At 63.6% G+C, this 17431-nt stretch carries 16 protein-coding genes; 6 read left to right on the top strand and 10 right to left on the bottom strand.

The annotated features are described in order from the left end of the window. Positions 1-43: 43 nt before the first annotated feature. The gene (locus tag KPG66_RS06445; RefSeq protein ID WP_237070312.1) at positions 44-1306 is read left to right on the top strand and encodes a hypothetical protein; all 1263 of its coding nucleotides are present in this window, start codon (positions 44-46) and stop codon (positions 1304-1306) included. Here KPG66_RS06445 and truB read toward each other — a convergent pair. The 8 genes from truB to KPG66_RS06405 all read right to left on the bottom strand — a co-directional run bounded on the left by truB (position 1209) and on the right by KPG66_RS06405 (position 11877). After that, positions 1209-2153: a tRNA pseudouridine(55) synthase TruB gene (truB, locus tag KPG66_RS06440; protein WP_237070311.1), complete on the bottom strand. Its 945-nt coding sequence runs from the start codon at positions 2151-2153 to the stop codon at positions 1209-1211. The genes KPG66_RS06445 and truB overlap by 98 nt on opposite strands. 21 nt (positions 2154-2174) lie before the next feature. Continuing rightward, a complete protein-coding gene (gene rbfA / locus KPG66_RS06435; protein ID WP_237070310.1) occupies positions 2175-2543 on the bottom strand; it encodes a 30S ribosome-binding factor RbfA in 369 nt (122 codons plus the stop codon). A gap of 65 nt (positions 2544-2608) precedes the next feature. Then, on the bottom strand, positions 2609-5554 hold the full coding sequence (gene infB / locus KPG66_RS06430; RefSeq protein ID WP_237070309.1) for a translation initiation factor IF-2: 2946 nt from the start codon (positions 5552-5554) through the stop codon (positions 2609-2611). A gap of 105 nt (positions 5555-5659) precedes the next feature. Continuing rightward, entirely contained in the window at positions 5660-7135 is a 1476-nt protein-coding gene (nusA, locus tag KPG66_RS06425) for a transcription termination factor NusA (RefSeq protein WP_013435193.1), read from the bottom strand. Then, on the bottom strand, positions 7132-7590 hold the full coding sequence (gene rimP / locus KPG66_RS06420; RefSeq protein ID WP_041754243.1) for a ribosome maturation factor RimP: 459 nt from the start codon (positions 7588-7590) through the stop codon (positions 7132-7134). The genes nusA and rimP overlap by 4 nt, the downstream gene beginning before the upstream one ends. Before the next feature lie 394 nt (positions 7591-7984). After that, positions 7985-9676 carry a 23S rRNA pseudouridine(2605) synthase RluB gene (gene rluB / locus KPG66_RS06415; RefSeq protein WP_272907040.1) on the bottom strand — a complete coding sequence of 564 codons (1692 nt, stop codon included), beginning with the start codon at positions 9674-9676 and terminating at the stop codon, positions 7985-7987. 69 nt (positions 9677-9745) lie between these two features. After that, positions 9746-10675 carry an SMC-Scp complex subunit ScpB gene (gene scpB, locus KPG66_RS06410; protein WP_237070308.1) on the bottom strand — a complete coding sequence of 310 codons (930 nt, stop codon included), beginning with the start codon at positions 10673-10675 and terminating at the stop codon, positions 9746-9748. A gap of 299 nt (positions 10676-10974) precedes the next feature. Beyond that, positions 10975-11877: a LysR family transcriptional regulator gene (locus KPG66_RS06405; protein ID WP_237070307.1), complete on the bottom strand. Its 903-nt coding sequence runs from the start codon at positions 11875-11877 to the stop codon at positions 10975-10977. Positions 11878-12339: 462 nt separating this feature from the next. Here KPG66_RS06405 and KPG66_RS06400 point away from each other — a divergent pair, with 462 nt between their 5' ends. Beyond that, positions 12340-12741 carry a transposase gene (locus KPG66_RS06400; protein WP_237070306.1) on the top strand — a complete coding sequence of 134 codons (402 nt, stop codon included), beginning with the start codon at positions 12340-12342 and terminating at the stop codon, positions 12739-12741. Positions 12742-13064: 323 nt separating this feature from the next. After that, positions 13065-13343, top strand: a complete 279-nt coding sequence (locus tag KPG66_RS06395; protein ID WP_041753449.1) for a hypothetical protein — start codon at positions 13065-13067, stop codon at positions 13341-13343. Between the two features lie 205 nt (positions 13344-13548). Here the strand turns inward: KPG66_RS06395 and KPG66_RS06390 are convergent, their stop codons facing one another. Beyond that, positions 13549-13863, bottom strand: coding sequence for a hypothetical protein (locus KPG66_RS06390; protein ID WP_041754242.1), 315 nt, complete (start codon positions 13861-13863; stop codon positions 13549-13551). 200 nt (positions 13864-14063) lie between these two features. Here KPG66_RS06390 and KPG66_RS06385 point away from each other — a divergent pair, with 200 nt between their 5' ends. The 3 genes from KPG66_RS06385 to KPG66_RS06375 all read left to right on the top strand — a co-directional run bounded on the left by KPG66_RS06385 (position 14064) and on the right by KPG66_RS06375 (position 15682). Continuing rightward, entirely contained in the window at positions 14064-14783 is a 720-nt protein-coding gene (locus KPG66_RS06385) for a YdcF family protein (protein ID WP_237070305.1), read from the top strand. Positions 14784-14997: 214 nt separating this feature from the next. Continuing rightward, complete coding sequence (locus KPG66_RS06380) at positions 14998-15276, top strand: hypothetical protein (protein ID WP_237070304.1); 279 nt, start codon at positions 14998-15000, stop codon at positions 15274-15276. 145 nt (positions 15277-15421) lie between these two features. Further along, complete coding sequence (locus KPG66_RS06375; RefSeq protein WP_041754240.1) at positions 15422-15682, top strand: hypothetical protein; 261 nt, start codon at positions 15422-15424, stop codon at positions 15680-15682. A 521-nt stretch (positions 15683-16203) separates the two neighbouring features. Here KPG66_RS06375 and bamC read toward each other — a convergent pair. Next, positions 16204-17379, bottom strand: coding sequence for an outer membrane protein assembly factor BamC (bamC, locus tag KPG66_RS06370; RefSeq protein ID WP_237070303.1), 1176 nt, complete (start codon positions 17377-17379; stop codon positions 16204-16206). Between the last annotated feature and the right edge of the window lie 52 nt (positions 17380-17431).

The raw sequence follows: 17431 nt of genomic DNA, 5'->3' as shown, positions 1-17431 counted from the left end.
TGAGTCCCCGGACGCCGACACTGCATTGGCTGAGCCCAATCAAATGCCGGTAAAGTCACGCGACTATCGTTTGGACGTGTCAGCGTCACTGCCGCGCAGCGCGGCCTCGGAAGTCCCGCCGACGCGCCATCCCACAATCAAACAGCCAGTGCGCACGCGGACGCTAACGAAGCTGCCACTAGAAGTGCTGGAGATCATCGCCTGTCGAGTCGCTGAACCTACGACAAACATCAATCAAACCACCGCTTATCGTCACCTGTGGTCGTTCGCGACCGCGTCGCGCCAAACGTGGCACGCTTCGCAGCGGCAAATACCAGCAGCGCAGGTTCACGCGCGTGCGATGGACCTGGGCAGCGATGACCAGCAAGCACCGCTGCAGGAGTTCAAAGACATCTTCAACGCCGCTCGCCAGTTGCCCCTGGGTAAGGCGAAGCTTCAAGCATATGTAATCGAACAAATCGAGTGGATGCAGGACGGGCACCTGGACGCAATTCAGTGGACACTGTCCGAGCTTGCGAAGCAACCGACACATGCAAATGCCACCCCGTACCGCGCATTGATCAACGTGCTACCCAAAATCTTTAATCACGTGTGTCACCGTTTTGACAGCCCCCGCGATGCCATCATGCCGGAGCACTCTGCGCAGCGAGCGGCATTCAATGTAGGGCTCGACGCGATCGGCCAGTTGCATGGACCGGACAAAGTGGACGCCATTGAGGTCATGGTATCGCTGTTGGAGCGTTTGCCCGATGATGAGCGCGCAGCCAGTTTCGACGCATTGGTGCATGCCGCGATAGTTGTCTCGCCCACTTCAATAGCGGATCTCGTGCCATGCCTACAATGGCTGGAAAGCACCGAACAGCAAGACCGTTTGGATATCTTGATATCAATTGCAGCTCAGTATAGCGACGCGGACGCGGTCGAGCCGCTAATCACCGCCACCGCGGCGATGCACCACGCTACCGATGCCGACACAGCACGATCCGATGCCACCGCGCCGCCGTCGGCGGCAGAGCAGCAGAATCGATGGGACCAAGTGCTAGCACTAAGTCACACGTTGTGGCGCTCGGGCAAAATGACGATCGAGCAGTTCAATGACGCGCTTTCGCTGCTCGAATCGATCTCGGAAATACTGCCCGCCGAACAGCGACAAAGGACTGCGGCGTGGCTCGAGAGTCAATTCAACGAAATAGCACAACGAACCGGCGCTAACTGCGAGGGGCGATCAGGCGTTCTGGACATAGCACACCGTGCTGGCACCGACCGAGTCCAAGCAGCCGACGCCCGTCAGCGTCATATACCCTGACCCTGACGTCGTCACCCACGTTCGACGCACGCACCAACCGCAACCGCTGACCGTGCGTGAAGCGCCGGGCCATCTCGGCATCCAGCTCAATTGGCTCAAACGTTGACAATAACGCGTCGACCGGTTGCAGACAGGCTAAACGTCGCGGCTCATCCGCATCAGACAGTTCGTCCAGCGTCACGGCATCGTTCAATGTCAATGCTCCGACACCGGTGCGGCGCAGCATCGTCAAATGCGCACCGCAACCCAGCGCTTCACCAATGTCCTCGGCCAGCACGCGAATATAGGTGCCCTTGCTGCATGTAACCCGAATCGTCACGGACGCCGCAGCGTCCAGCGCGCACGTGATGCACGCCAACGCATGGATCGTCACCGCCCGCGCTTCACGCTCGAGCGTCTGGCCTGCCCGCGCGTATTCGTAAAGGGGCTTGCCGTCGCGCTTAAGTGCCGAGTACATGGGCGGCACCTGCATGATTGGGCCCCGGAACGCGGTGAGCGCCGCGTCAATCGCCGCCCGGTCGCACGTAACAGGCCGCGTCTGTAGCACCTCACCCTCGGCGTCGCCAGTCGTCGTGCGCACACCAAGCTTCAGCGTCGCGTCATAGGTCTTGTCCGCATCGAGCAGATCCTGCGAAAACTTGGTCGCCTCACCAAAACACAGCGGCAACAGCCCAGACGCAAGCGGGTCCAGCGTTCCGGTGTGCCCTGCCTTCTTCGCGTTAAACAAGCGCTTAGCGCGCATCAGCGCGTCATTGCTGGACAGTCCGACCGGCTTGTCCAGCAGCAACACGCCGTCCACGGCACGCCGGGCGATGCGTGGTCGCGCCGGATCGAATCGTTGCGTCATATCGATGCCATGTTCCGGCGCTCAGTCGTCCTTGGCACGCGTCGCGTTCGCCTCGTCGATCAGTCGCGACATCTGTACGGCCTTCTCGATCGACTCATCGAACATAAAGTGCAACGTTGGCACCGTATGAATGTGCAAGCGCTTGAATAACAAATTGTGCAAGTGGCCAGCCGCGTGATTGAGTGCTTCTTGCGTCTGCCGAGGGTCTGCGGTCAGCGTCGTGAAAAAAATCTTCGCGTGCGCGTAATCCGGGGTCAGCTCGACTGCCTGGATCGTCACCAGTCCAATCCGCGGATCCTTGACTTCACGCGCGATCAACTCCGACAAATCCCGCTGGATTTGGTCAGCGATCCGCACATTGCGATCGCCACTGCTGCGTTTTTTCCGCATAGTCCATTCCTGCCAACAAAAAAGGCGGAGCCCGACGGCCCCGCCCCTAGCACTGGTGCATCGAATTACAGCGTGCGCGCCACCTCGGTGACTTCGAACACCTCGAATTGATCACCTTCCTGGATGTCGTTAAAGTTCTTCAGCGACAGGCCGCACTCGAAGCCCTGCTTCACTTCCTTCACGTCGTCCTTGAAGCGCTTGAGCGAATCAAGCTCGCCGGTATGGATCACCACGTTGTCGCGCAGCACCCGTACTGATGCGTTGCGCTTGACAACGCCGTCGGTCACCATACAGCCGGCGACCGCACCGACCTTGGGCACCTTGAACACCTGTCGTACTTCAACCGTGCCGATCACCGCCTCGCGTTTTTCCGGCGCCAGCATGCCGGACATCGCAGCCTTCACTTCGTCTACCGCATCATAGATGATGTTGTAGTATCGGAGGTCGACACCGTTCGACTCGGCCAGCCTGCGCGTCTGGGCGTCAGCACGCGTGTTGAAGCCAATGATAACGGCCTTGGACGCGGTCGCCAGGTTGACGTCCGTTTCGCTGATGCCGCCCACTGCGCTGTGCACAATCTGCACGCGCACTTCGTCAGTCGACAGCTTCTGCAACGCATGTACCAACGCTTCCTGCGAGCCTTGCACATCGGCCTTCACGATCAGCGGCAGGTTCTGCACTTCGCCAGCACCCATCTGCTCCAGCATGCTTTCGAGCTTCGCGGCCTGCTGCTTCGCCAGCTTCACGTCGCGGAACTTGCCTTGCCGGAACAGCGCGATTTCACGCGCCTTGCGCTCGTCCGGCAGCACGATGACTTCCTCGCCGGCGTTCGGCACCTCGGACAGCCCTTGGATCTCGACCGGAATCGATGGCCCCGCCGACTTCGCCGCCTTGCCGAACTCATCGGTCATCGCCCGCACGCGGCCATAGGCGGAGCCCGCCAGTACGACGTCGCCACGCGACAGCGTGCCGGACTGCACCAGGATCGTTGCGACCGGGCCCTTGCCCTTGTCCAGCTTCGCCTCGATCACGATACCCTTGGCAGGCGCCTCAATGGGCGCCTTCAATTCGAGCACCTCGGCCTGCAACAACACGTTCTCGAGCAGGTCGTCAATGCCTTGTCCGGTCTTTGCGGATACCTCAATGAACGGCGCGTCACCACCGTACTCTTCCGGCACCACGCCTTCCGCGACCAATTCCTGCTTCACCCGATCCGGATTCGCGTCGGGCTTGTCGATCTTGTTGATCGCCACGACGATCGGCACACCGCCTGCCTTTGCATGCGAAATCGCCTCCTTCGTCTGTGGCATCACGCCATCATCGGCCGCAACCACCAGGATCACGATGTCGGTCGATTTCGCGCCCCGCGCCCGCATCGCGGTAAATGCCTCGTGGCCCGGTGTATCGAGGAACGTAATCACACCACGCGGCGTCTCGACGTGGTATGCGCCGATATGCTGCGTGATGCCCCCCGCCTCGCCCGCAGCAACCTTCGCGGTACGGATATGGTCGAGCAGAGACGTCTTGCCATGGTCGACGTGGCCCATCACCGTGACGACCGGCGGGCGCGGTAGCGCCTCGGCATCGGCCACCTCGCCTTCGATCAGCAACGCTTCCGGGTCGTCAAGCTTCGCGGCGAGCGCATGATGACCCAGTTCCTCGACGACGATCATCGCGGTTTCCTGGTCCAGCACCTGGTTAATCGTCACCATCTGGCCGAGTTTCATCATCACCTTGATGACCTCGGAGGCCTTGACGGCCATCTTATGCGCGAGGTCGGCCACGGTGATCGTCTCCGGCACGTGTACTTCACGCACGATCGGCTCGGTCGGCACCTGGAAATTCGTCTGCGCATCTTGATGCTTGCCACGGCCGCGCGGACCACCCCGCCAGCCACGGTCCACACCACCGCTTGAATCACCGCGCGTCTTGATGCCGCGCCGCTTCGCCGCATCGTCTTGCCAACCACTCTTGCCCGGAACTTTCTTCTTGTCGCCGGACGGCGCAGCCGTCGGCGCCGACACCGGTTTCTTCGCACCGGCGGCCGGTCGGGCCGGCGCTGCCGCGCCCGCCGGCCTGGCCGGCTTGTGCAGCGTGCCCTTTGCCTCAGCGGTCTTGGCCGGTTCAACCGGCTTTGGCGGTTCAGGCACCTTGACCATTGCTTTGCGCGGCGTCGCCATCATTTCGCGGATCGCGCGCGCCTCGGCTTCCGCCGCTTCCCGTCGCTTGCGGATGGCTTCCTGCTCCAGGCGTGCCTTGTCGGCGGCGGCGCGGGCATCGTCGGCGGCCTTCTTCGCTGCCTCCCGCTCGGCGGCGCGCTCGGCCGCCGCACGAGCGTCGTCAGCGGCAGCTTGTTGGCCGGCCGGTTGCGGCACATCGTGATTGCGCTGTTGCTCGGCCACTTGCTGGGCGGCCGCACGCGCTTGCGCTTGCGCCTGCTCCTGGGCCGCTTGCGCCTGGGCCTGCTCCTGGGCCGCCTGCGCCGCGCGCCGCGCCGCTTCCTCCTCGGCGCGACGCCGTTCCGCCTGGGCCGCCTCTTCGCGGGCACGCCGCTGCGCTTCCTCGCGCTCAAGGCGCTCCTGCCGCTCCCGCAATTCGCGCGCTTGCTGGGCCAGTGCCTCGGCTTCGAGACGCGCCTGCTCCTCGCGACGCGCAAGCTCGGCCGTTGCACTGTCCTGGTCCTCGCCGTTCGGCACTTCGGTACCTGGCTCGTCGCGCTTGACGAACACCCGCTTCTTGCGGACTTCGACCTGGATCGTGCGAGCCTTGCCGGTTGCGTCGGCCTGCTTAATTTCTGACGTCTGCCGGCGCGTCAGCGTGATCTTGCGCTTGTCGCCGTCAGCGCTGCCGTGCGACTTGCGCAAGTGATCCAGCAAACGCGCTTTGTCCGCTTCGGACAGCACGTCGTCAGCGCTAGCTTTCTGCACACCCGCAGCTTGAAGCTGTTCGAGCAGAAGGCCTGCAGGCATCTTTAGTTCCGCGGCAAATTGGGCTACGTTGTTGCTCGCCATTCATCCCTCTTGAGGCAAGGACAGCGGTCCTTGCAGTTGACATCCCGGTGCGGCCTATCGGGCCGCGTCATTTCAATGCGCCATCATAATCTCGCTTCGCGCCCGTCACTGGAACCAGTGCTCGCGCGCCTTCATGATCAGCGCCTTCGCGGCCTCCTCGTCGATGCCGGTCATCTCGACCAACTCATCGACGGCCAACTCGGCCAGATCATCACGCGTGTGTATCTCGTGCTCGGCGAGCTTAGCAAGCAACTCCCGATCCATCCCCTCGAGGCTCTTCAGCTCGAGCGACGCGTTTTCGACCTTTTCCTCATTCGCAATCGCCATCGTCAGCAGCGCATCGCGCGCGCGATTGCGCAACTCGTGCACCGTGTCTTCGTCGAACGCCTCGATCTCGAGCATCTCGTTGAGCGGCACGTACGCGATCTCCTCGAGGCTCGTGAAGCCTTCGTCGATCAAGATGTCAGCGACCTCCTCATCGACGTCCAGCCGCTCCATGAACAGGTCGCGCAGCACCTTGCGCTCTTGCGACTGTTTCTCGGCGGACTCGTCCGGCGTCATGATATTGATCTGCCAGCCGGTCAGCTCGCTGGCGAGCCGCACGTTCTGGCCACTTCGGCCAATCGCGACAGCCAGCTCGTTCTCGTCAACGACGACATCCATCGCGTGCTTTTCCTCGTCAACGACGATTGATTGCACGGCAGCCGGCGCAAGGGCGCCGATCACGAACTGGGCAGGATCTTCTGACCATAGCACGATATCGACGTTCTCGCCACCCAACTCGTTGCGCACTGCCTGCACGCGCGAACCGCGAATGCCGACGCACGTGCCGATCGGGTCGATGCGCTTGTCATAGGCGACCACCGCGATCTTCGCCCGCACGCCGGGGTCACGCGCTGCCGACTTGATTTCGAGCAAGCCCTGCTCGATCTCCGGTACCTCGAATTCGAACAGCTTCATCAGAAATTCGGGCGCGGTGCGCGATAGCTCGATCTGCGGCCCCCGCGCCGTGCGATCGACCTTGGCGATATATGCACGCACGCGATCGCCGATGCGCAGATTCTCTTTCGGGATTAGTTGGTCGCGGCGCAGCAACGCCTCAACCCGCCCCGATTCGACGACTAGGTTGCCCTTGTCGAGCCGCTTTACCGAGCCGGTCATGATCTTCTCGCCGCGCTCGAGGAAATCATTCAGAATCTGTTCCCGCTCCGCATCGCGCACCTTCTGCAGAATCACTTGCTTGGCCGCTTGCGCCCCAATGCGACCGAATTCGATCGACGGAATCGGCTCTTCGATATAACCGTCCAATTGCGCATCCGGATCCTGCTCGCGCGCCTCAAACAGCAAGATTTCCTGGTCCGGCTGTTGCAAGCCCGCCTCGTCCGGCACGATGCGCCAGCGGCGAAAAGTCTCATGCTCGCCAGACTCGCGGTCGATCGACACGCGTATGTCGACATCCTCGTCGAAAAGCTTCTTCGTGGCGGAAGCGAGCGCGGCCTCGAGCGCGGCGAATACCACATCCTTGTTGACGTTTTTCTCGCGCGCCAGCGCATCCACCAGCATCAACACTTCGCGACTCATTGTTTGCGGCTCCTAAAATCGACTTGCGGAACAAGACGAGCACGGTCCATGTCGGCGAGCGTAAAATCGAGCCTCGCCGGGCCGTCTTTTCCTTCAAATTCCAAACCTATCGTGTCGCCATTGGGCGCGTGCAGGATGCCGCGGAACGATTTTCGGCCGCCCAGCGGCTGCTTCAGCGTCACCATCACTTCGCTGCCAGCGAAACGTTCGAAATCTGCCCGTTTCTTCAGCGGCCGGTCTAGCCCCGGCGACGAAACCTCGAGACGTTCATAGTCGATATTCTCGACGGTCAGCACGTGCTGAAGCTGGCGCGTCACCTTCTCACAATCGTCTATCGCGATGCCCGCCGGCTGGTCGATAAACACGCGCAGCATGCCGCGGCCGGAGCGCTCCAAATCGACAAGCTCGTATCCGAGCCCGGTAACGGTATTTTCAATCAGTTCCGACAATTGCACGTTGTTTGACCTCATGCAGCACGGACCGCGCGCAACGCGCGTACCGGTTTCCTGTTTCGCAGTACCGGGCACGCTCGTGCAACGCGGCGCACGCAAGCGGCAGTACTGCGAAGCAGCGTCATCGGGCCATCCCCGCCACGATAACGACGCACTGCGGCAACGGCAAAAAAAAATGGGCGCCAACACGCCCATCTTCTTTTTACCGGTGGTCGCGCCTCGAGCCGCACCTTAACTAATAAGACGTGTGCCCAGCGACTGCGAAATTATAGCGTTTTTCGCCGCGACCCGCAATCTACGCCGCATATCGAAACCGAAACGTGGCCACGCGACGACACGCGCGCGGCGCGTCGGCACGCCATGCCGCGCACGAGGGACGCCTTCGGCAAGCGCACGCTTAACGACCGCGCGGGCGCCCCCGCGGTGCACCGCCCTGACGCACGCCATCTTGCCGCGGCGCCGTCTGCGCACCGCGACCGCCACGCGGCTTGCCCTTTTGCGCACGGTTGCCGCCCTTGCCAGATGCCTGGTTGCCGTTAACGTCACGGTTATCGTGTTTGCCGCCCGTCATATTGCCGTGCCCGTGCGCAGCGGCAAAGCCGGTATACCCGGGCACCGGCGGCGTGGACGAAGTCCAGTTCGCGCCGCCGCGCGCACCGCGGCCAAATCGCCGCTGCGGACCTGGCGCATCGTAGCTAATATAGCCGAGCGCCGTTTGCATCGGATCGGGTTGGCGACGCGGCGTCGCCTTACTGCGCTCCGCCTTGTCCTCGCCCGGCCCTTTCAGCCCGACGGCTGACATCAACGCGCGCACCTGGTTGTCCTCGAGTTCTTCCCAGCGGCCACGCTTGAGGCCACGCGGCAGCACGATCGGGCCATGGCGCGTGCGGATCAATCGGCTGACGGTCAGGCCCACGGCTTCGAACATGCGACGCACCTCGCGGTTGCGCCCTTCTGCAAGCGCCACGTGGTACCAGCGATTGGTGCCTTCGCCACCCCCATCCTGAATGCGCAGGAAGCTCGCCGGACCGTCATCGAGCTCGACGCCGCTGAGCAGCTTTTGCCGCGCGCTCTCGGCCAATTCGCCGATGACCCGCACCGCATATTCGCGCTCAACCTGGTAGCGCGGATGCATGAAGCGGTTTGCGAGGTCACCAGACGTGGTCAGCAACAACAAGCCTTCGGTATTGAAATCCAGCCGACCGACGGCCAGCCATTTCGCCGTCTTCATCGGCGGCAGCTTGTCGAACACCGACGGGCGACCTTCCGGATCCGCGTGGCTGACGATCTCGCCTGCCGGCTTGTGATAGATCAGCACGCGCGGCGGCTTGTTCGGCAGCTTGCGCTTGACCGGCTTGCCATTGATGCGCACCTGGTCGGTTGGCATGATCCGCTGGCCGATGTGCGCCGGCTCGCCATTGACCGACACGCGCCCAGCAATAATCAATTCTTCCATTTCACGACGCGAGCCCATGCCGGCCTCGGCAAGCACCTTGTGCAGCTTCGGCGCATCGTCGTCGGCCGACAACGCGCGCTTGCCAGCGGGCACGCCACCCTTGCGGCCGCGCCGCAGCATTGGCGCGCGCACACTACCCGCACCGGTGTTGTCGGCATCGAACGCCGGCGACGTGACGTAGGCAAATACGTCGTCGTCACGCCCTCCGGCTTTCGGGGAACCGCCGGCCGGCGCCGCGCTGGCGTCACGCCTCGCGCGCGGCTCGCGACGGGGCGCGTCGGCATCGCGGCGCGCCTCAGGGTCACGCTTGGCGCCCTTGCCCTGACGCTTGTTGGCGGGGTCCTTACGGGGCATGCGTACATGCGCGACCACCTCGCCGTCGGGCGGCGCCTCAGTCACTGTGGCCGGCGCAGCACCGATGGCATCGGTCGCCTTCGACTTGGCCACCGCACGACGGCGAGCGATCAGGCTGCGCGGTCCGCGGCGCAAACCGCGCCGTGGCCGCTCTTCGCCTTCGCCGCCTTCCGCGGCCGGCAGCACCGGCAAGGCGCGCTGGCCCGCATCGCGATCGTCCACGGCCGCCACGCGGGCAGGACCGGACTCGGGAGAATCGGGATCGTGGTTCTCGTTCAAAACAACCTCTGAGTGTCAGAATGCCGGCATGCGCCATTTGGCTGCGCCGGGGTCGGTGTACGTGTCACGTCAAACGTCGCGCGATATCGGGTCGCTCGGCGCTTGCTCGTTAATCTTCTCGACGTCGCCAGGTGCGGTCGCCGCTACTGGATGCGCGTGTCTGGCATGCTCGTCACCCCCGTCGGTATGGCTGTGCGCTGCTGGGTCAACTACCAGATCGTGCACGGGCGGAACCGCGCACCTCTGGGCAGCATCACGGTGGCCACCCACGGCCGGGACCGGGGTCGCGAGCTCCGCGACGGTGGGCGCCGCTTCGGCGCTCTCGCCCGTCACAGGCTCTGGCTGGGGCGACGCCGCCGAATCATCGCCTGCGGCGTCGCGCGCTAACCCGGCTGCCTCACCGATCACCGCAGCGCGACACGGTTCCGCGTCGCCCTCGGCAAACTCGATGGCGCGCTGCGCCAGCAGATCGGCCTGCCCCTGCGGTCTCGGGTCAGACAGCGGCGGCAACTCGTCCAGCGTGGCCATACCGAGATCGTCCAGGAACTGCTTAGTCGTCGCGTACAGCGCCGGCCGCCCGGGCACATCACGATGCCCGATCACCTCGACCCATCCTCGGTCCTCCAGTTGCTTGATGACCTGCGTATTGACCGTGACACCGCGAATCTCCTCAATATCGCCACGCGTGACCGGCTGACGATACGCAATGATCGCGAGCGTCTCGAGCACTGCACGCGAATACTTTGGCGGCTTCTCCGGATTGAGCCGATCCAGAAATGCGCGCATTGCCGGACGGCTCTGGAATCGCCATCCCGTTGCCACCGATACCAACTCGACACCCCGATCGCGCCAGTCCGTGCGCAGCTCTTCGAGCAGCGCCCGGATCGTATCAGCCGAGATCGCGTCGGCAAACAGCCGGCGCATGTCGCTGACCCTGAGCGGCTCCTGCGCGCAAATCAAAGCAGTCTCGAGGACGATTTTCGCCTCTTGGGTATTCATTCAGCTGGACCAGACCTGTTTGGTCAATGAACCGGATCAAAAGCGCCTGAACAACGCGCATGACGAAAGACCGCGCTCGCCCGCTTCTGGTCGATCATATTGATGGGAGCACGCCCGGAGGTTGGCAGAATGACCACGGGCCATACCGAGCCGGGAAGCCAGAGGAATTCCGTAAGGAACCGCGTGACTGAACGTTATAGTACGCAAAAAAACACAAAGCGTAAAGATCAGGGCGCGCGCTATGTGCCATGCGTCGTGTGCCGGTGTCGTGCATCCTGCCCAGCGCATCGCGAGGCCACTCATGTCAGATCCTCGGCCCGGGCGGGCAGCGTGCGCACCAGTTCCCATACCGCCTGAGCGGCCGGCGATAGTGAGCGATCGCGACGGCGCACGAGTTCCACCGTGCGCTGCGCGCGCGGCACCAACGCACGCGCGACAAGCCCGGAATTGGCCGGCAACGGCAGCGACAGCCACGGCAGCACACTGATGCCCACGCCAGCCTCAACCAATCCGAACACCGTCGCCGAGTGTCCCAACTCCTGCACGACCGGCGAGACGACGCCATGCTCGCGCAGCACCCGGTCGATGATCGGCCGGCTGCCCGACTCTGGGCCGAGCAGCACCAGCGACTCGCCGGCCAAAGCGCCCCATTGCACCTGCGTGCCGGCGGCCAGCCGGTGATTGGCTGGGCAGACGACGCAAAACGAGTCGGTCATCAACGGCTCGCCAACCAGTTCGTCGGCCGCCAGACCGCCGACGATCACCCCAAAGTCCACTTCGCCGGATTTCACTTTGCGCACCACGTCGCTTTGCACATCGTCACGCAGGCCAAGCTGGATATACGGGAATTGTTGTTGGCAGCGAGCAACGACGCGAGGCATCAGCCGGCACGCAATGGTCGGACTTGCGGCCACGATCACCCGGCCGCGCCGCTGCTCGCTGATCTCCCGTATCTCCTGCAGCACTTGATCTAGGTCGGACAGCAGCCGCGACACGCCGCCCAGCAGATTCGCGCCCGCGTCCGTCGGGCGTACCTCGCGCGTCGTGCGATCGACCAGCTTCAATCCCAGTTCAATCTCCAACTCGCGCACGCAGCGGCTGACGGCCGATTGCGTCAAACCAATTTCATCACCTGCCCGGCTGAAACTTTGCAGACGCGCGACTTCGATGAAGACCCGGAGTTGCCTGAGCGTTACATTCATTTATTGAATTCATAAATGCGCGCAATGATGCAAATCATACGCCGAACTTGCGTGCCGCTGCGCTGCGCGAGTTATGCCGCCATGACGGCGGCGCAGCGAATCTGCTGTGCCACGCGCTGTACATCGGTGCACTATCGGACGTCGATGCGCACCGACGTGGCGCCGCGTGCCTGTGATTGGTGATTGTCCCGATTCCTTATCAGGCCATTCCGTATTGAGATACACAACTAGCCGGACATGCATTCCAGCTGCCGTCGCGGCCGGCCACCGTGGCTGGCGCTGCAGCGTCTGCATGCCGGTCCAATGGCACGGTTTCTGCATTTGCCATGCGCACCAGCCTAGCCAAGGCGGCGAACCAAGCGACGCCCGCTTTTAAGGGGACCAGCGCCCCGCTGCCAGGGTTGCGATCAAGGTGCGCGGTGCGGGGCGGTACACCGGGGTTTGCTTCGTTGAGGTGAAACGATGATGCTGTTCGACGATTTAAAAGATCACGAGTGGGCGCTGGTCGAGGCGCTGTTTTGCGAGGAGCCAGCGCGCGTCGAACGTCGCGGCCGGCCGCGCGTCGAACCGCGCGCCGTGGTCAATGCCGTGCTCTGGGTCTTAACGACCGGGGAAGGATGGTCCAAGCTGCCCGGTCGTTATCCGTCACCGCCGACCTGTCGCCGGCGCTTCGATGAGTGGCAGGCTGACGGCACGCTGGTCGAGATCGTGCGCCGCCTTGCCGGCGCTGGGCGCCAAATCACGTTGCGCGGCCGCATCGGCGCGACGGCCGTCAAGCCCCCCGCGCCACCGAGCCGCGATCGGCTGCGTGGCGCGTTCTGGACCAATCCGGAGTCGTGGCGCGCGCCAGTGAAAATGGCCTGACTTGACGGACTTGACGGACACGCTCAGATCCGCCCGCGTTGCCGGGCGGATCGCTTTTACGGACACGACGCGCGCCTGCTCGGGCCACGAAACGGCAGCTTGTTTCAGTGCGTTTCGCGCCACTGGCTGTTACTCGCGCGGTCGTCCCCCGTCACTGGGCGGCCTGAGACGGTGCTATCGGTACGCTGACCCGACAGCGCGCTCCATCGCCCGGCTGGCCCGGGAAACATTCATTTACTTTTATTTACAGCGGCCCTTCTCCCCCGCGCTTATCGTGGAATCGAAGCAACAGACGCCACCTCGATCGGCCCTGGGGAACAACAATGAGCGTGAAGGTCCGGATCGTCTGCGGCATAGCGCTATGGTCAATCGGCGCGGCCGCTGCCGCAGGATGGTTGGACAGCGGCTACCACAGCGCCGGTGCAGTCGCGCACGCCAGCCGTCCCGAGCACGTCGAGCGCAGCGCGTACATGCCCGAGGCGTTGACTCTGCCGGTACCGCGAGGCGATCTGCGCAGCGATATCGAAAGCAACGCGCGGGCCCAGCGCAATGTGCGGGACTGGCGCAGTCCACCGCCCGGGCGGGGACTACTTCCCCACTGAAGCCCGGAGGCAACGCGTGACGGCGCCCCCCCATTTGTGCATTGCGCACGCGCGGGAACCTGCGCGCGCCCACCCTGTCCGACACTATGCCATGAGCACAGCGTGGCAATGAGTCACATCCGGTATGTTCCCGTATCCGCGCGGATACGGGCTTTTTCCATCGCCCTGCCCGCCGGCAAGCCGCGCTGCGCGATGCTCCCCACCCTCACGGCTGAGGGTCGGCGTGCGCAAGCAGCGACGCGGCCGCGTCACAGGCATAGCGCAGCTCGCGCTCGACAGGCCATGCAGGTAGGCACGCACGGCGCTCCAGTCGCCCCAACTCCGTCTTGCCCCGGGCGCTGAGCACCGCAATATCCACGGGCGCGTGGTAACCTGGCACGAGCGGTGAAGGTTGCCGTGCGGTACCGATCAGCCCCTGCTCGCGCAGGAACTCGAACACTCGCGGTCGACGCGGCCAAGGCACCTGCCGGTATTGCGCGCGCCGCAGGCCCTCCAGCACGGCCTCGTTCGTATAATCCATTCCGCCCTCCACATTGGCACCGGCCAGGGTGGCCGGCGCATTCGACATGTCCGCTTATAATCGTCGCGCCGCGACCAGCTGGGCACCGTCACCGGCGCGGCTCGACCTGGCGCACGGCGGCCCCTTGACACTCACCGCCTAAACTCGATCGCCTCAACCGGCACGCAGCCGGCCGGGACGATGCCTGAAACGATACTTCCATGCTCGTTGCATTCGTTGCACTCCTCTGGCTCGTCGCCATCGCCGTATCGCGCCGCCACCGCCGTATGACCTGCGTCGCGGCGGCGTTTTTCGCCTACCTGTTGTGCGCCGGATGGCTCGGCGAACCGGCGCTGCACGCGCTGGAAACCTGTGTGCCAGCCGCAAGCCCCCCGCGCTACGGCGGCAACGTCGCGATCGTGCTGCTCGGCAGCGGCACTGAATACGACGATGCGCATCGGCTGGTGCCGAAGTTCGACGCGTGGCGACGCATCGACGCGGCAGCCGCGCAATTCATACTATGCCGTGCGCAGCGCGCGCAGTGCACGCTGGTGGTAAGCGGCGGCAATCCCCAAAAACACGAGCACAGCGAAGCGGCCAACTATCAACCGCATCTGGTATCGCACGGGGTGCCGGCGGCCAACATCGTGCTCGAGCCCGACAGCTTGAACACCTATGAAAACGCCCGCAACACCGGCGCGATCCTGCGCCGGCACCACTATGACCAGATCGTGCTGATCACGTCAGCGTACCACCTGCCACGCGCACTGCTCGACTTTCACCACTTCGGCATCGATGTCGTGCCGCTCGCATCCAACCACAGATGGCGACGCCCAAGCTGGCGACCGCACTCCGCCCATGTCATTAACACCAGCATCGCGTGGCACGAATGGATCGGCCTTGCGCAGTTTTACGTCTACCGGCGGATCGGGTGGTTCTGATAGCCCCCAGACCAATCCCGATAGTATGCGCGGAAAAATGACCGCCGAATGGAATTTGTTGTGTCCGCGATATGCAACAAGATGCCACGTCACGGCAAGGTCGTTACAATGTCGCTGCGGATAGCCTATTTGCTGGCTAAAATGCGCGCTCTGCCGGATAGTATGGCACTTCCGGTCATGGGCCCGAGAACGCTGTCACTCTACGGAGATAAAGATGAAGAAAGTGTCCCTGGCATTGCTCGTTTCTTTATTTGCCGCAACGGCATATGCGCAGACCGATCGCGGCGTGACGATGAGCACCGACCCGGCCAAAGCGGCCGACGTCGAACAGCGCGCCCAGGCGCTGGAAGCTGCCCAATCGGAAGCCCCAGTAGCGCCAGCGCCCACGCACGCACCAGCCAAGCATCGCAAGGCTGCCAAGCAGCATAAGGCCGGGCACGCGCAGCAGGCCTTTGAGGCTGGCGCTGCCGCACCGTCGGCAGCAAGCCAGTAACGGCTGCGACCGGCGTGCGGCACGACATACCACACGCTGAGGTGCCATCGGGCCGAAGTCTCGCAGGCTTCGGCTTTTTTATGGGCGTCGGTTTCGTGTTACAGTCCCGCGCCCGATGCACGAGCGCAACGACATAGAGGATGGTGTGAGTAATATCGAACTCGAAATCGAATGGACCGAGGCAGCCTCGAAAAAGATCGACAAGCTGATGCCGCGCACCACGCGCGGCGATGAGCCGTACATCGCGCTGCCACCGATCGAATGCCTGCCCGTTGAGGGTGACGTGTTGTTTCTGGGCCCGCCGGGCAAACAGCAGCCGTTCATCGTCGCGGAGCGGCAGTATCACCACGAGGGCGAAGCGGACTGGACGATCATTTTGATTCTGGACGTCGTCGAAGCGCACTGACGCGTGTGCCGCCGCCCCGGTCAACGCGGAAAAGCCCCTCTTGCAGCACGAGGCACGGACAAAACCGTCGCGCTACGAGGATAAGCAACGGAGTCATCGGCGCCTTGCCCGGGTCAAGGCGGCGCCGGGCTTGGCAATTGGCGCAGCCACGTCGAGTCATACCGGATCGCGACGCGTCGAGTACGCACCGCCATGGTTCGGGCGATGGCAACCCGCTTGCGCGCCCACTGGGGCGCATTCGTTGAATCAGCGGCCAACCTCGGCAGCTACTTATTAAGAAAAGAGAACCTTCCCCGGCAGAGAGCCCATTCGACGATGAGGCGGGACCGGCTGACATGACAGCGCCAGCCGTTACGGCGTCAAGTGACGTCATGGCATACGCGCGGCCTGGCGCGGACTCGCGGCCTGACGCAGATTGCAAGGCGGCGTGCCGTGCGCACGCCGCCCGGGATGACGGTCAGCGCGACTTAGTTGATTAGCAGCGGCGGAGCAGCACAACTGGTTAATCAGCCGCGGCAGGGTCAGTGCAACTGGTCGATCAGCAGCGACAGAATCTGGCGTGCCTGCTTCGAATCGTCGACCTGCCCGCTCTCATCCACAATCGCGACCCTCGTCTGCGTCTCGGTCAGCGCGCGCACATTCACACGGTACTGCTTCGCCGCTTTTTCCTTGCGGCCATGGAATACTTGGCTCCAGAAGCCCTGTTTGGCCGAACTTAAGTCGTTCGGATCGACGTAACGAATGAAATACAGGCCACGCGTGCGATCGCGATCATCGACCGTGAAATTGTTCCGGTCCAACGCCACGCCGACCCGCAGCCACGCATCGTCATAAGACTCGGCAAGCGTAATGTCGGTCGGCCCGGTGGGCGTCGCGGTGGCCCCCGACGCCTTGAGCGCTGCCTGCGACGCACTGGCCGTCGCGTCGGCGGCCTTGGGCGCAGATGCAGCCACCGGCTCCGCGGCCATTGACGCACCGCCCTGCTGGTTACGCGCCAACGCTTGCATCAACCGCTTCAGGTATTCGGCCTCCAGCGCCGGATCATTCGGCCGATCTTCCCACCGGCTTTGCTCGTTGTTCGAGCCGAACAACTGCTCATGCAATCCGCGCTGGCTGATGAACACATACGTTCCGCCGTTCGGCGCGTTTTCAAGCCGCGTGCGGTACTTGTCGCGCAGGCCGGTCGTGTAGCCGGTGCCCAGCGCCTTGGACAACGTATTGCGGATCAGGCCATCCGGCACCTGCGGATGGGTTTCGTACCAGTCCGTCTCCATGATCCCGCGATCGCGCGCGTCCAGCGACAGCACGAAGCCCTGCTCCTGCCAAAAACGCCGCACCTGGGGCCACACTTGTGCGGGCGCCTGCTTGTCAATCACCAGCCAGCGCTGCGTACCCTCACGCTGGATATGTATGCCCTGCACCGGCGGCAGCACCGCGTCGCCCACCGGCGCAAGCGCCGATTGCTGCACCTGCTGCAATCTGGACAGCGACGCCGAGCCGCCTTGAGGCGGCAGCGAACGCTGGTCGGCAATCTCGTGGGCCATGTCCGGGGGCACGGCCAGCGACGACGCCTTTGCCCGCGTGGCACTCTTGTAGTCGATCGCCTGTGGATGGGGCGAACTGCAGGCTGCCACGGCGCCGGCAATGATGGCACCAGCAACAAAGCGCGAGATGAGACGGGTTTGAATCAGTTTCATGGAATCCTTTCCGCATGCACCCGGACCAATGCCCGGCAATCAACCGGCCATT

This window comes from Mycetohabitans sp. B2 (assembly GCF_021733735.1).
Lineage (GTDB): Bacteria > Pseudomonadota > Gammaproteobacteria > Burkholderiales > Burkholderiaceae > Mycetohabitans > Mycetohabitans rhizoxinica.
This window is presented reverse-complemented; position numbering and strand designations above follow the sequence as displayed.